At 65.0% G+C, this 12,646-nt stretch carries 14 protein-coding genes; 3 read left to right on the forward strand and 11 right to left on the reverse strand.

The window, feature by feature from the left end; all coding sequences use genetic code 11:
• Positions 1-76: 76 nt before the first annotated feature.
• Complete coding sequence (locus KMZ68_RS18540; RefSeq protein ID WP_215612629.1) at positions 77-646, reverse strand: hypothetical protein; 570 nt, start codon at positions 644-646, stop codon at positions 77-79.
• A gap of 144 nt (positions 647-790) precedes the next feature.
• Here KMZ68_RS18540 and KMZ68_RS18545 point away from each other — a divergent pair, with 144 nt between their 5' ends.
• On the forward strand, positions 791-1,534 hold the full coding sequence (locus KMZ68_RS18545; RefSeq protein ID WP_215612630.1) for a class I SAM-dependent methyltransferase: 744 nt from the start codon (positions 791-793) through the stop codon (positions 1,532-1,534).
• Between the two features lie 194 nt (positions 1,535-1,728).
• On the opposite strand, the gene KMZ68_RS18550 is transcribed toward KMZ68_RS18545, so the two are convergent.
• From KMZ68_RS18550 to KMZ68_RS18570, 5 genes are all read right to left on the reverse strand, one after another.
• Positions 1,729-2,130, reverse strand: a complete 402-nt coding sequence (locus tag KMZ68_RS18550) for a hypothetical protein (protein ID WP_215612631.1) — start codon at positions 2,128-2,130, stop codon at positions 1,729-1,731.
• Between the two features lie 91 nt (positions 2,131-2,221).
• Positions 2,222-2,419 carry a hypothetical protein gene (locus tag KMZ68_RS18555; protein ID WP_371741353.1) on the reverse strand — a complete coding sequence of 66 codons (198 nt, stop codon included), beginning with the start codon at positions 2,417-2,419 and terminating at the stop codon, positions 2,222-2,224.
• A 52-nt stretch (positions 2,420-2,471) separates the two neighbouring features.
• On the reverse strand, positions 2,472-3,389 hold the full coding sequence (locus KMZ68_RS18560) for an MlaD family protein (RefSeq protein WP_215612632.1): 918 nt from the start codon (positions 3,387-3,389) through the stop codon (positions 2,472-2,474).
• Between the two features lie 117 nt (positions 3,390-3,506).
• A complete protein-coding gene (locus KMZ68_RS18565) occupies positions 3,507-4,277 on the reverse strand; it encodes an ABC transporter ATP-binding protein (protein ID WP_215612633.1) in 771 nt (256 codons plus the stop codon).
• Between the two features lie 2 nt (positions 4,278-4,279).
• Positions 4,280-5,413, reverse strand: a complete 1,134-nt coding sequence (locus KMZ68_RS18570) for an ABC transporter permease (RefSeq protein WP_215612634.1) — start codon at positions 5,411-5,413, stop codon at positions 4,280-4,282.
• Between the two features lie 145 nt (positions 5,414-5,558).
• Between KMZ68_RS18570 and dgcA the strand changes: the two genes are divergently transcribed.
• Positions 5,559-6,554 carry an N-acetyl-D-Glu racemase DgcA gene (dgcA, locus tag KMZ68_RS18575; RefSeq protein WP_215612635.1) on the forward strand — a complete coding sequence of 332 codons (996 nt, stop codon included), beginning with the start codon at positions 5,559-5,561 and terminating at the stop codon, positions 6,552-6,554.
• A gap of 27 nt (positions 6,555-6,581) precedes the next feature.
• Here the strand turns inward: dgcA and KMZ68_RS18580 are convergent, their stop codons facing one another.
• Complete coding sequence (locus tag KMZ68_RS18580; RefSeq protein ID WP_215612636.1) at positions 6,582-7,784, reverse strand: MFS transporter; 1,203 nt, start codon at positions 7,782-7,784, stop codon at positions 6,582-6,584.
• Between the two features lie 75 nt (positions 7,785-7,859).
• On the opposite strand from KMZ68_RS18580, the gene KMZ68_RS18585 reads away from it, so the two are divergent.
• A complete protein-coding gene (locus tag KMZ68_RS18585; protein ID WP_215612637.1) occupies positions 7,860-8,981 on the forward strand; it encodes a hypothetical protein in 1,122 nt (373 codons plus the stop codon).
• Between the two features lie 9 nt (positions 8,982-8,990).
• On the opposite strand, the gene KMZ68_RS18590 is transcribed toward KMZ68_RS18585, so the two are convergent.
• The 4 genes from KMZ68_RS18590 to KMZ68_RS18605 are packed head-to-tail and all read right to left on the reverse strand — an operon-like array spanning position 8,991 to position 12,593.
• Entirely contained in the window at positions 8,991-9,974 is a 984-nt protein-coding gene (locus tag KMZ68_RS18590; RefSeq protein WP_215612638.1) for a threonine/serine dehydratase, read from the reverse strand.
• 53 nt (positions 9,975-10,027) lie between these two features.
• Positions 10,028-11,083 (reverse strand): glycosyltransferase family 4 protein, encoded by a 1,056-nt coding sequence (locus KMZ68_RS18595; protein WP_215612639.1) that lies wholly within the window; start codon positions 11,081-11,083, stop codon positions 10,028-10,030.
• Positions 11,083-11,880, reverse strand: a complete 798-nt coding sequence (locus KMZ68_RS18600; protein ID WP_215612640.1) for a UDP-2,3-diacylglucosamine diphosphatase — start codon at positions 11,878-11,880, stop codon at positions 11,083-11,085. The genes KMZ68_RS18595 and KMZ68_RS18600 overlap by 1 nt, the downstream gene beginning before the upstream one ends.
• A 56-nt stretch (positions 11,881-11,936) precedes the next feature.
• Complete coding sequence (locus tag KMZ68_RS18605) at positions 11,937-12,593, reverse strand: class I SAM-dependent methyltransferase (RefSeq protein ID WP_215612641.1); 657 nt, start codon at positions 12,591-12,593, stop codon at positions 11,937-11,939.
• Positions 12,594-12,646 lie beyond the last annotated feature (53 nt).

Consider the following 12,646-nt stretch of genomic DNA (forward strand, 5'->3'; position numbering starts at 1 on the left):
GCGCCAAAACTCGCTTTCGCTCGCAGCGCGTTGGTCGGCATGCGGCTGTGCAAGGTTGTTCGAAGCCCGTCTCGCCTCAGCGCAGCGCCTGCAGGAACTGCCCAATATTCTCGCGCATCGCACGCTCGTTGGCGATGCGAATACGGTCGACCGCAATCGGTGAATCGGAGAACGTCGCGGTGGCCTGGGCCTTGACCGGATATGACGCAGCCGGTCCAACGCCCGAGATATTGTAGGTAACATCTGCGATCACAGTCAGATCCAATCCCATCAAGGGCTGATCCAGATTGCGGATTTCGGCATCGAGATAGAATTTAGGTGTGCCGGACGTGGCGAGATAGCCGTTGGCCGAGAGTGTCGCCTCAAGCGCTGCCTTGAACGGCTCGTTGGCGACGCCCGGCACCGTCAGAATATTCATCACCTGGCCGCCGCTGACCGAGCGGACGGCGATCGCCTTGCGGTATTTCGGACTCGGATTGGCAATCGCGCCGCTGCCGACCGTCATCCCTCCCGATGTGGCGCAGGCGGCCAGCGCCGGCGCCAGCAACGCCAGCATGAACATTTTTCCGTAACGCATTGAAGACTTGCCCCGCCACACCCGTATACATATATCAGAGGTTGTATCGAAGAGCGGATAAGCAATCAACAGCCCCCGCGAATGTCGGATCGGCTTCCGAGCGCGCCGATCATCGCGCGGTCAGCTCATCAGAGCTTCCCGACATCATCGGGCATCCCGTTTCAACCCCCTCAAGTCGTGCCGTGAGTACCTTGACCCCATGCGAGGAGAATCATGACCAACGGATGGAATGAATCAGCTTCGAACTGGATCACCGATATCGGCACCGAAGGTGACTTTGGCCGAAAATTCGTGCTCGACCCACCGATGATGGAGCGCGTAACGGGAAAAGGATATCGGCGGGCGCTAGACGTGGGCTGCGGGGAAGGACGCTTCTGCCGAATGCTCAACGCGTTGGGGATTCAGGCAGTTGGGATCGACCCCACCGAGGCCCTCATCGAGCACGCTTGGCAGCAAGATCCAACCGGTGACTACCGTATTGGTCGTGCGGAGAAGCTGGAATTCGCCGACAGTTCTTACGACCTCGTGATCAGCTACCTATCGATGATCGATATTCCGGACATAGGTAAGGCTATTGCGGAGATGACCCGTGTCCTCGAGCACGGCGGCACACTGCTCATCGCCAATCTCACCAGCTTCAACACCGCCGGCCAACCTGCCGGCTGGTGTGCGGACGCGGACGGACAGCCACGTTTTTGCATCGATCATTATATCGATGAGCGGGTCGAGTGGGTGAGCTGGCGCGGCGTTCGAATTCACACCTGGCATCGGCCACTTAGCACATACATGTCCCTATTGCTGAATCAGGGGCTGGAACTTCGTCACTTCGCCGAACCCATGCCAATTCCTTCGGCCGATCCGCCGAGAGCAGAATTACACCGGCGCGTGCCCTACTTCCTGATCATGGAATGGCAGAGACCCGTTGCGCTTCACTTGGGGCGCACCTCGCCAACTTAAGGCGTAGCAATCGGTCACCCCGGTAATTCGCCTTGTGTGTGGTGTTGGCCCATGGCTGCGATGCGGAATTTGGCGCGCTATCGGGGCACAGCGGACACTGGCGAGCCGAGAGCCCGGCAGATTTGCGGTTTCACGACCTGGCTGGATCGACTAGCGCGGTGTGATTCACCCCGTTGGCTAATTCTTCCCGCTGGCTAGCGGTATATCACCTTGATGTCACCGACGCGTTGTTCGCTCTTCAAGACCTGACCGCCTCCCGGAATAAGAGCAATTTCAATAGCGTCGTCACCAAGCCATCTGGCCATGACGGCCTGTAGGCCAGACATAGCGAAGAAGGCGGGGTACTTCTCTGACGAGAAAGAGCCTCCAGCCGGTGTTATGCTTGCCTGCGTATTGAACCCAACGGTTGCCCCGCATTCCTTCCCGAAAATCACGATGGACTTGCTCTCGTCGGGAGACGGTATCGAACTGCGAACGACGGTTTTGCATGCACCAAAACCACTCACGAAATTCCCAACATATAGAGCGCCGCCTGCGATCGCAGCACAGAGCGCAACAACAGGGAAGATGATCCACCAAATGCGACGCATTTTCATTTGCGATCTCGATGGCCGCAACCGGCAATGGCGCAAGCGTAACGCGTCGCAATCGTGGGGCGGATAATATCCGTGTCGAGGCGATAACGCGTCACAAGTCGACCTTACGGCCAGTATCACGCGACCGAGTGAAATTGAGATCGGTCCCTACCAGCGGCGACCGGCGCAATGCGGCGAGGATGCCGCCCTTACTCGGCGGTTCGGTGGCGGCATCAAATCGCGCCATGCTGCGCTTGGCCAGCCGCCTCCGATAATTCCGTATCGCTCTCTTCTGTGCGGTGTCGATCATGGCGGATTGATGCCTCCCCGCAGCGTACAATGCCTGTCGGCGCACGTTTGCTCTATTGCGCCGCACGGGCCGGAGGACGTGCCGCGGGCGCAGGCTTCGGCGGAGCTGCCGCGGTTGGCGCCGACCTCGGCGCGGTTGAGGCAGGCTCGGCCGGCGCGGCGTTGTTGCTCCCGCCGAATATCACGCGGCTCGGGTTGCGATCGAAATTGTTCACGGCGCGGCTGATATCACCGAGGGTGCGGCGGCCGTCCGCCATCAGCGCGCCCGAACGCTTGTCGAAGTCTTCGGCGAGGTCCTTGATCGCCTTCACCATCGCCGATAGCTCGCCGCCCGAATTGCCGCCCGCGATCGAGTTCAGGCCCAGCATCAGACTGTCGGCCTTGGTCATGACGCCGTCGACCCGAACCATGACGTTGTCGATCTTCTCGGAATTGCGCGCCAGCGCCGCCGTGAAGGTCTCGAGGTTACGCAGCGAATTCTTCACCGACTCCTGATTGTCGGCAACGATGCGGTTGACGTTCTGCAGCGTGGCGCGGATCGCCTCGGTGACGTCCTGCAGCGCGTTCGGATCGGCGGTCAGGATCGGGATGCCGTCCTCGTCCAGGGGAACGGGCGGCGCCGCCTCCTCGCCGCCCTTCAGCGAGATCGCGGCGACGCCGGTCAGTCCCTGGAATTCGAGCCCGACCAAGGTATCTTTCCGGATCGGCGCCTTGTTCTCGACCATGGCGAGTGCGACGACTCGACGCGGGTTGTCCAGTTTCACGGAGACGACCTCTCCTACCCGGATACCGTTGAAATTGACGCTGCCGCCGTTGCGCAGGCCGGCGGCCGGACCCTCGAACACGATGCGGATCGGGCTGCGCGCCTTGGTGGTGTGGAGGCTCTGGAACCACAGCACAAAGCCGAACGCCGCGGCAATCACTGCCAGCGTGAACGATCCGATCAGGACGAAATTCGCCCGCGTTTCCATCAATCCAACTCCGGTACTAGGCTCTGATCAAGCTCCGCTCGATCAGAGCCGTCGTTTGTCTTTTCGTTTGCGCATGATCTTTTCCGAAAACCGGTACCCACTTTTCGGGATCATGCTCTAGCCCATCACGGCGCGGGCACGCTTGCCGTGGAAATATTGCCTCAGCCAGGGATGCTGCGAGGCCTGCATGTCGGCGATCGATCCTGCCGCAATGATCTTACCGTTCCCTAACACCGCGATCCGGTCGCAAGCCGTATAAAGGCTGTCGAGGTCGTGGGTTACCATGAAAACGGTCAGCCCCAAAGTACGCTGCAGGGTCCGGACCAGCTCGTCGAAGTCGCCGGCGCCGATCGGATCGAGGCCGGAAGTCGGCTCATCCAGGAACACCAGCTCGGGATCGAGCGCCAGCGCGCGTGCCAGCGCCACACGCTTGATCATGCCGCCGGAGAGTTCCGACGGGAACCGGTCGGCGACCTCGGGCTTCAGGCCCACCATGCCGAGCTTGGCGATGGTGATCTCGTCCATCAGCCGCTGCGACAGATCGAGATATTCGCGCACCGGGAACTGGATATTCTGCCGCACCGTCAGCGAGGAGAACAGCGCGCCCTGCTGGAACAGCACGCCCCAGCGCCGCTCGACACCGCGCCGCGCCCGCGCGTCCGCAGCGTCGAGATCGACGCCGAACACCTCGATCCGCCCGGCGAGCTTGGGCACGAGGCCGATGATGGTGCGCGTCAGCACCGACTTGCCGGCCCCAGACGGGCCGACGAAGCCCAGGATTTCGCCGCGCTTGACGTCGAGATTGAGCCCGTCGAGCACGCGCGTGGAGCCGAACTGCACGGTAATGTCGCGCACCCGGATGATGGCGTCGGAAGGTTGCAGCGCCATCGTCACATTCCGATCGATGCGAAGAAGATCGCGAACACGCCGTCCATCACGATGACGAAGAAGATTCCCTTCACCACCGATGAGGTCGTGTGCTGGCCGAGCGATTCGGCGCTGCCCTGCACCGCGAGCCCCTCGACGCAGGCGACGATGCCGATCACCGCCGCCATCACCGGCGCCTTGATCAGGCCGACGATGAAATGGTCGATCGAGATCGCGTCGCGCAAGCGAAGCAGGAAGGCTTCAGGATCGACCCCGCCATAGAGCCAGGCCACGAGCCCGCCGCCATACAGCGCGGCCATTGCGCCGAGGAAGGCGAGGATCGGCAGCGCAATCACCAGCGCCAGCATCCGCGGCAGGATCAGGACCTCGATCGGATCGAACCCCATGGTGCGCAGCGCGTCGATCTCCTCGCGCATTTTCATGGAGCCGAGTTCGGCGGTGTAGGCGCTGCCGGAGCGGCCCGCGACCATGATCGCCACCAGCAGCACGCCGATTTCGCGTAGCACCAGCACGCCGAGCATGTCGACCACGAAGATGTCGGCGCCGAATTTGCGGAAATGGAAGATGCCCTGCTGCGAGATGATGCAGCCGATCAGGAAGGTGATGAGCACGATGATCGGCACCGCGCGCCAGCACACCTGTTCGAGGTGATGCACGGTCGAGGTCAGGCGAAAGCCCCTCGGGTGGATCAGCACCCTGCCGCTGGCCGCCAGCACCGCGCCCAGCATGTCGATCAGGCTGACGAGGGTGGCGCCGACGCCGACCACGCTGCGGCCGACCTGGTCCAGCATCCCCGTGATCGTCACCGGACTGGCGTCGAGCGCGGGTGCCGCCTTCACCCGGCGGACTTCGTCGACCAGGCTGGAATAGTTGGCCGAAAGGCCTGCGATCTTCGCCTCCACCCCGCCCTGGGTCAGGCTGCGGCGAAGCCGCTCGATCAGCCAGGCCCCGAAGGTGTCGAGTTTGGAGACCTGCGAGACATCGATGAAGATGTTGGGCCGGCTGCCGGCCAGCTTCTCGGCATCGGCGACGATCTGCTCGAGATCAGGCGCAAAACGGGCGGTCCACGACCCCGCGGCGCACAGCGCAAGGCCATTGCCCTGGGCAATCCGTTCCAATGTCGGGTCGACGCTCACGATGCCAGCACCTCAGCCGATTCTCCGCTATTCATGGAAATTGAAAGTTCCTGCACGTCACCGCCGTCCTGTAGAACACGTCCCTAACCAGCCATAATTGGTTGCGCCGGGCAAGCTCACGGTTCAGAAATTGCCAGATTTTAAAATGACTTCCAGCAAATCTCCAATCCTGGCCGCCAGAATCGAGCACTGGCCGATCGCAGGCTCCTTCACCATCAGCCGCGGCGCCAAGACCGAGGCGGTGACTGTCGTGGCCGAGGTCAGCCGCGACGGCCTGACCGGGCGGGGCGAATGTGTCCCCTATCCCCGTTATGGCGAGACCCCGGCGGCGACGCTGGCCGCCCTGCAGGCGATGCAGGCGCCCTTGGCGCGCGGCCTCGACCGGCAGGCCCTGCAGGTCGCCATGCCCGCCGGCGCCGCCCGCAACGCACTGGATTGCGCGCTATTGGACCTCGAGGCCAAGGCCAGCGGCCGACGCATCTGGACCCTGCTCGGACGCCCCGCCCCTCGCCCCTGCACCACCGCCTATACGATCTCGCTGGACTCGCCGGAGGCGATGGCGGCGGCGACCGCCAAAGCGGCGCACCGGCCGCTGCTCAAGATCAAGCTCGGCGGCGATGGCGACGGGATGCGAATCGCGGCGGTGCGCAAGGCCGCGCCCGAATCCGAACTCATCGTCGACGCCAACGAGGCCTGGACGGCGGACAGTCTCGAACGAAATCTGGCCGACTGCGCCCAAGCCGGCGTCACGCTGGTCGAGCAGCCGCTGCCCGCCGGCCAGGACGCGACGCTGGCGCGCATCCGCCGGCCGGTGGCCGTCTGCGCCGACGAAAGCGTGCACGATCGCGCCTCGCTCGACGGACTGCGCGAGCGCTATGATGCCGTCAACATCAAGCTCGACAAGACCGGCGGCCTGACCGAAGCGCTTGTCATGGCGGATGCCGCGCAGGCGCTGGGATTTCAGATCATGATCGGCTGCATGGTCGCGACCTCGCTGGCGATGGCGCCGGCGATGCTACTGGCGCCGCAGGCGCGCTTCGTCGATCTCGACGGCCCCCTGTTGCTGGCGCGCGACCGCGATGGCGGACTGCGCTACGACGGCAGCGTGGTCTATCCGCCGGAGGCTGCGCTGTGGGGATGATCCGCGATTCGCTTTTGACGCGGTTTCTTAACGCGAACCGGCGTCCACTTCGCTCGAAACCGCTATGAGCCGGTGCCGCGCCAGCCACATGATGATGCCGCCTGACAGCGCCATCGCGGCCATGACGTAGTAGACGCCCTGGCCGTAGCGGGCGAAGATCACGCCCGACGAGATCGATGCGGCCGAACTGACGATGCCGGTGCAGGCCGCCAGATAACCCTGCGCCCGCGCCATCACATGAATGGGCACATGGCGCACCAGGAGGCTCATGGTGCCGACCATGGTCAGTCCGAACGTCAGGCCATGCGCCAGTTGCACGATTGCGAGGATCGCGATCGGCGGATCCTGCGCGGTGATCGACCAGCGGGCGACGGCACAGAATGCCGCGATCACGACCAGCAGCGAAGGCTGCAGCTTGAACCGCGGCGACAGCGCGAACACCACGATCTCGGCGAGCACTCCGAGCGACCACAGCCCGGCAATGGTCAGCCCGCCCAATCCCGACTGCTGCCAAGCGATGGAGGCGAAGACGTAATAGGCGGCGTGGCTACCCTGGATCAGCGCCGACGCCGCGATGATGGCGAGAAAGCCGCGATCGCGCAGCAGCGCCTTGGCGCCGTGCGACGTCGCCGCAGCCGGCTTCGGATGACCGAGCGGCTGCAATCCGAAGCTGACGAGGGCGCCGAGCGCCGCCACCGACGCGATCACCCAGATCAGGTGCCTGGCCGCGATGACCTCGACCAGCAGCCCGCAGGCCAGCGCACCGACGACGAAGGCCGCCGAGCCCCACAGCCGCAGCGGCCCGTAATTGAGGCCGTAGCGCGCCACGCCGCGCAGCGCATAGGCATCCGTCAGCGGCGTCATCGACGTCCACAGGCAGGCGGTGACGGCGAAGACGAGGAATACCGCGAGCGGCTGCTGCTGGGTGCCGACCAGCGCAAAGCCGAGCGCGGTCGTACAGGCCGCGACCATCATGGCGCCGCGCAGCGCCTGACGCCTTTCGGCAAGGCCGGTAATGAACGGCAGCACCGTGAACCGCGTCACCGACGGCACCGCCGTGATGATACCGATCCACGACGCATCGATCCCGACCGCCTTCAGCCACACCGGGAAAAACGGCAGATGGGTGCCGACGAGGCCGAACAGCGTGCCGTAAAACAGCGCCAGCCGCGTCGCGAATCGCCGGGACGCCGCTTGAGATGCGGTGGGGATTTGTGATTCGCTCGGCATCAATTCAATTGCGATTCGCTCGATATCGTGATGATCGTTAACGCAACGCGCTGACATTTGCGCGGTGAGTCTTGCATGGCTGATGAAGCATTTGCCCTGTCCCCGATCTCGGCGCGCGCCGCGCAGCCGAGCGAGGAGGATTATGATGCCATCAGCCAGGCGTTCATGGAGACTTCGCGGGGCCGCTGGTTCCTCGGCGAATACGCCAAGCGCAACCGCAATGCCGACACCCGCATGGTGCTCGACGCGGTGGCGCGGATCGAGGACAGCCTCGCCGCCCAGCGGCAGCCGCAACCGGCCCCCGACAACGGGCTTGCGGAGGCGCTCGCCGCCATCCGGAATGCGGTGGACGAGGCGCGCGGCGCCTCGGCAGCGGCGCTCGATGGCTTGGCGCTCGAGGACAAGCTTGCCCCGGTCCGCAAGGGCGCCCGGATCATCCGAGAGATCTCCTGGCGCTGGCGGGAAATCGGCGCCGACGGCCGGATCTGCGATCTGCTGGATTGCCAGGTCGCCGCCATCGAGGGCGCCTGCGGACAGATCGCCTCGATCGATCCCCGGACGGAACTGGGCGCCGCCTTCGACCTGATCGCGGAGCGGATCGCGGAGCTCGGTGACGGCGACGCCGCCGCCGCAGCGACCACCACCGCGCCTGCCGTCGAAGCAGCCGCCCCATCATCGGCTCCTGCCCCGACAGCCGAAATGTCCGCCGCCGCCGAGGTGGCAATGGCGGAGGACATCGTCGAGGCCGCGATGACGTCCCCGGCAGCACAGCTCGATGAGGTCGCGGAGACCGCGGTCGCAACGGTCGAGGCCGAGGTCATCACGGACGAAGCCGCCGATGCCCATGACGACGCGATCCTCGACATGATCGCGCTTGAGATGGCCGCGGAGGATCCCTACGACGCCGACGATGCGCTCGAGATGGATGGCGGCGAAACTCACGTCGCGGAGCTGGCGCCGGCCGTCTCCATCATCGTCGCCGAGGAACCGGAGCCGATCGCTGCCGCCGCGGTGGAGCCGCAGGCCGTTGAATTCCCGTTGCAGCCTCCGCCCGAAGCTTCCGCCGAACCCGAGCCTTCGCTGGGCTCGACGCTGATCGCCAGCGGCATCCTGCAGCGGCCCAGGATGACGGCGTCCGATCCGTTCGCGCCGATCCGGCGCATGAGCCAGGCCGAGAAGATCGCGTTCTTCTCGTGACCTGTCGGATCAGTTGATCAGCCGCGAAAACATATCCGCGTCGACATTACCGCCCGACAGTACGATCACGACGTTCTTGCCGCTGATATCGATGCGGCCGGCCATCAGCGCCGCGAGCCCGACCGCGCCGCCGGGCTCGACCACCAGCTTCAATTCACGGAATGCGAATCCGACCGCGGTGCCGACTTCGGCGTCGGAAGCGGTGAGGCCCTGCGCCAGCAGCCGGCTGTTGATGGCAAAGGTGATCTCGCCGGGGATCGAGGCCATCAGCGCATCGCAGATGGTGCGGCCCTTGGAAGCGTGCGGCTCGCGCCTGCCCGCGCGCAGCGAGCGCGCGTGATCGTCGAAAGCCTCGGGTTCGCCCGACATCACCATGGCCTGCGGATAGCGCGCCTTGATCGCGGTGGCGACACCGGCGACCAGGCCGCCGCCCGAGGCGGGCGCGATCACGATATCCGGGGCCACGCCGAGCGCCGCCATGTCCTCGCAGATTTCGCGGCCGACGGTGCCCTGGCCCGCGATCACCAACGGATCGTCATAGGGCCGCACCAGGGTAGCGCCGCGCTTTTCGGCGATCCCGTTGGCGATCGCCTCGCGGTCCTCGCGGTCGCGGTCGTACAGCACGACCTCGGCGCCGAACGCCTTGGTGCGTTCGCGCTTGGAGAGCGGCGCGTCTGACGGCATCACGATGGTCGCCTGCATGCCCAGGATCTGCGCGGCATGCGCGACGCCCTGAGCGTGGTTGCCGGACGAGAATGCGACCACGCCGCCGCCGCGCTTTTCCGGCGGGATCGACGACATCTTGTTGAAGGCGCCGCGGAACTTGAAGGAGCCGGTTCGCTGCAGCATTTCCGGCTTCAGGAAAACCCGGGTTCCCATGCGTTCGCTGAGAACCGGCGGCGACAACAACGGCGTCCGCACCGCGAACGGCGCCAGCACGCGCGCCGCCGCATCGATATCCGCAGACGTGACAGGCAGGATTTGAGCGTTCATCCCCCAACTTGTATCGCGTACCGCGACGCCCGGGCAAGGCGCTTGACCGCGGATCAGCCGATCAAACGCGGCGCTTTCACCGCAAATTGTACCGCTTCGCCCTTCGGATCGAGCGAGCGGGCATTGGCGATATTCTCGATGAAGGCGCGGGCCGAGGCTTCCCAGCCATTCCCGGCCGCAAATTCGCGGCAGGCCCGCGGCGAAATCGCCAGCGCGGCCAGGCACGCCACCTGCAAATCCTCGTTCAAGGAGCCGACCGGTGCGGAGCCGATCACATCGCGCGGCCCGGTCACCGGGAACGCGGCGACCGGCAGGCCGCTCGCCAGCGCTTCGAGCAGCACCAGGCCGAACGTATCGGTCCGGCTCGGGAACACGAACACGTCGGCGCCGGCATAGACCTCGGCCAGTTCTTCGCCCTGCCGCGCGCCGAGGAACACCGCTTGCGGATATCTCCTGGCGAGTCCGGCGCGCGCTGGCCCGTCGCCGACGATCAATTTGGTGCCGGGCAGATCGAGGCCGAGAAACGCCTCCAGATTCTTTTCGACCGCGACACGGCCGACACTGAGGAACACCGGCCGCGGCAGGCCGAGGTCGACCGCGCGCGGATGAAACTGGCTGGTGTCGACCCCGCGCGGCCACAGCACCACGTTGCGGAAGCCGCGCATGCGCAATTCACTGGCCAGCGCCGGCGTCGCCGCCATCACCGCCTGGCTCGCGCCGTGGAACCAGCGTAGCGCCGCCCAGATCCAGGACTCCGGGATCGGCAGCCGCGCGGAGATGTATTCAGGAAAGCGGGTGTGAAAGCTCGTCGTGAACGGCAAGCCGTGCTTGCGGCAATAGTGCCGCGTCGCCAGTCCGATCGGGCCTTCGGTTGCGATGTGGATGCTGTCGGGCCGGGCTTCACCGATCAAGCGGGCGATCGTCGCAGGAGACGGCAACGCCAAGCGCAGATCCGGGTAACTCGGCAATGCGACGGTGCGGAACGATTGCGGCGTGAGAAAGCCGACATCGACGCCGAGCGACCTTGCCGCCTCGGCCATCATGGTCAGCGTCCGCACCACGCCGTTGACCTGCGGATGCCATGCGTCGGTCGCGACCAGGACGCGCATCAGGCGGCGCGCGCCGCCACCGCGGCGACAGGCACCGTCCGCCGCAGCGGATCGGTCCAGGTGATGATTTCAAAGCGGCCGTCCTCGTGCTCGGCCAGCGCGGTGCAGCTCTCCACCCAGTCGCCGCAATTCATGTAGCGGATGTCATGCTCGTCGCGGATGGTGGCGTAGTGAATGTGGCCGCAGATCACGCCGTCGGCGCCGTGACGCCGCGCCTCGGCGGCCAGCGTCTGTTCGAAGGCGCCGATATAGTTGACCGCGTTCTTGACCTTCAGCTTGGCCCATTGCGACAGCGACCAATAGGGCACGCCGAACCACCGCCGGAAGGCGTTGACGAGACGGTTCATCCGGATCGCGAAATCGTAGGCCTTGTCGCCGAGATGGGCGAGCCAGCGCGCATTCTGCACCACGAGATCGAAGATATCGCCGTGGATCACCAGATAACGCCTGCCGTCGACCCCGGTATGGATGGTGTTTTCCACGACGTCGATGCCGCCGAAATGCGTGCCGTAATAGTTGCGCAGGAACTCGTCGTGGTTGCCGGGCACATAGATGATCTTGGCGCCCTTGCGCGCCTTGCGCAGCAGTTTCTGCACGAAGTCGTTATGCGATTGCGGCCAGTACCAGCTCGACTGCAGCGCCCATCCGTCGACGATATCGCCGACCAGATAGATGGTGTCGGCGTCATGGCAGCGCAGGAAATCCAGCAACTGGCCGGCTTGCGAGCCGCGGGCTCCGAGATGGACGTCGGAGATAAACAAAGTGCGAAAGCGCCGGTCCGGCAACTCTTCACTCATAGCGTCATTCCCATGCGCGAGCAGCTAACAGAACTCCGTGACAGCGCGATGACAGTCTAGGCTGCCGAGGATACCGCGCGTTCGAAACAGACCAGTGTGTAGATCCCGAACGGCGCCACCTTGCGCCGCTCGACCAGAATGGCGTCGTCGTTGCCTTCCGCCCATGCCTGCAGCCGCGCGAACGGAAATTCCGGCCGCAGGCCGAGCCCGCGGGTGCGCTGCGCGGCCCACCGCTCGACCGCAGCGGCGACGCCTTTCTCCGAATAGAGATGGTTGACCAGGATGATCCGCCCACCCGGCTTCACCACGCGGTGGCACTCGGACAGCACCTGCTCGGGATGAGCCACCAGCGTGATGACGAACTGCGCCACCACGCAATCGAAGGTCGCATCCGCAAACGCCATCCGGTGCGCATCCATCAGCTGCACATCCTTCACGTAAGGATAGCGCCCACTCGCCATTTTCGCCCGCGCCTTCGCCAGCATCGGCGCGGACAGGTCGATGCCGGTGACTTCGGTGGACGCATCGTAATCGTCGAACGACAGACCGGTGCCGACGCCGACCTCGAGAATCCTGCCGCCGATCGCCCGCGCCGCCTTCGCCGCCGCGCGGCGGCCATTGACCATGACCGGCCCGCACACCGCGTCATAGATCGGCGCCCACCGCGCATAGGCGGTTTCAACGATGCTGCGGTCGAGATCGGAAGTGTTCATGCGGCATCCGAAGGAGGGCAAACACGAATCAATGGTGTGCGTTCGAATGGCAA

This window comes from Bradyrhizobium sediminis, from assembly GCF_018736105.1.
Classification (GTDB): Bacteria; Pseudomonadota; Alphaproteobacteria; order Rhizobiales; family Xanthobacteraceae; genus Bradyrhizobium.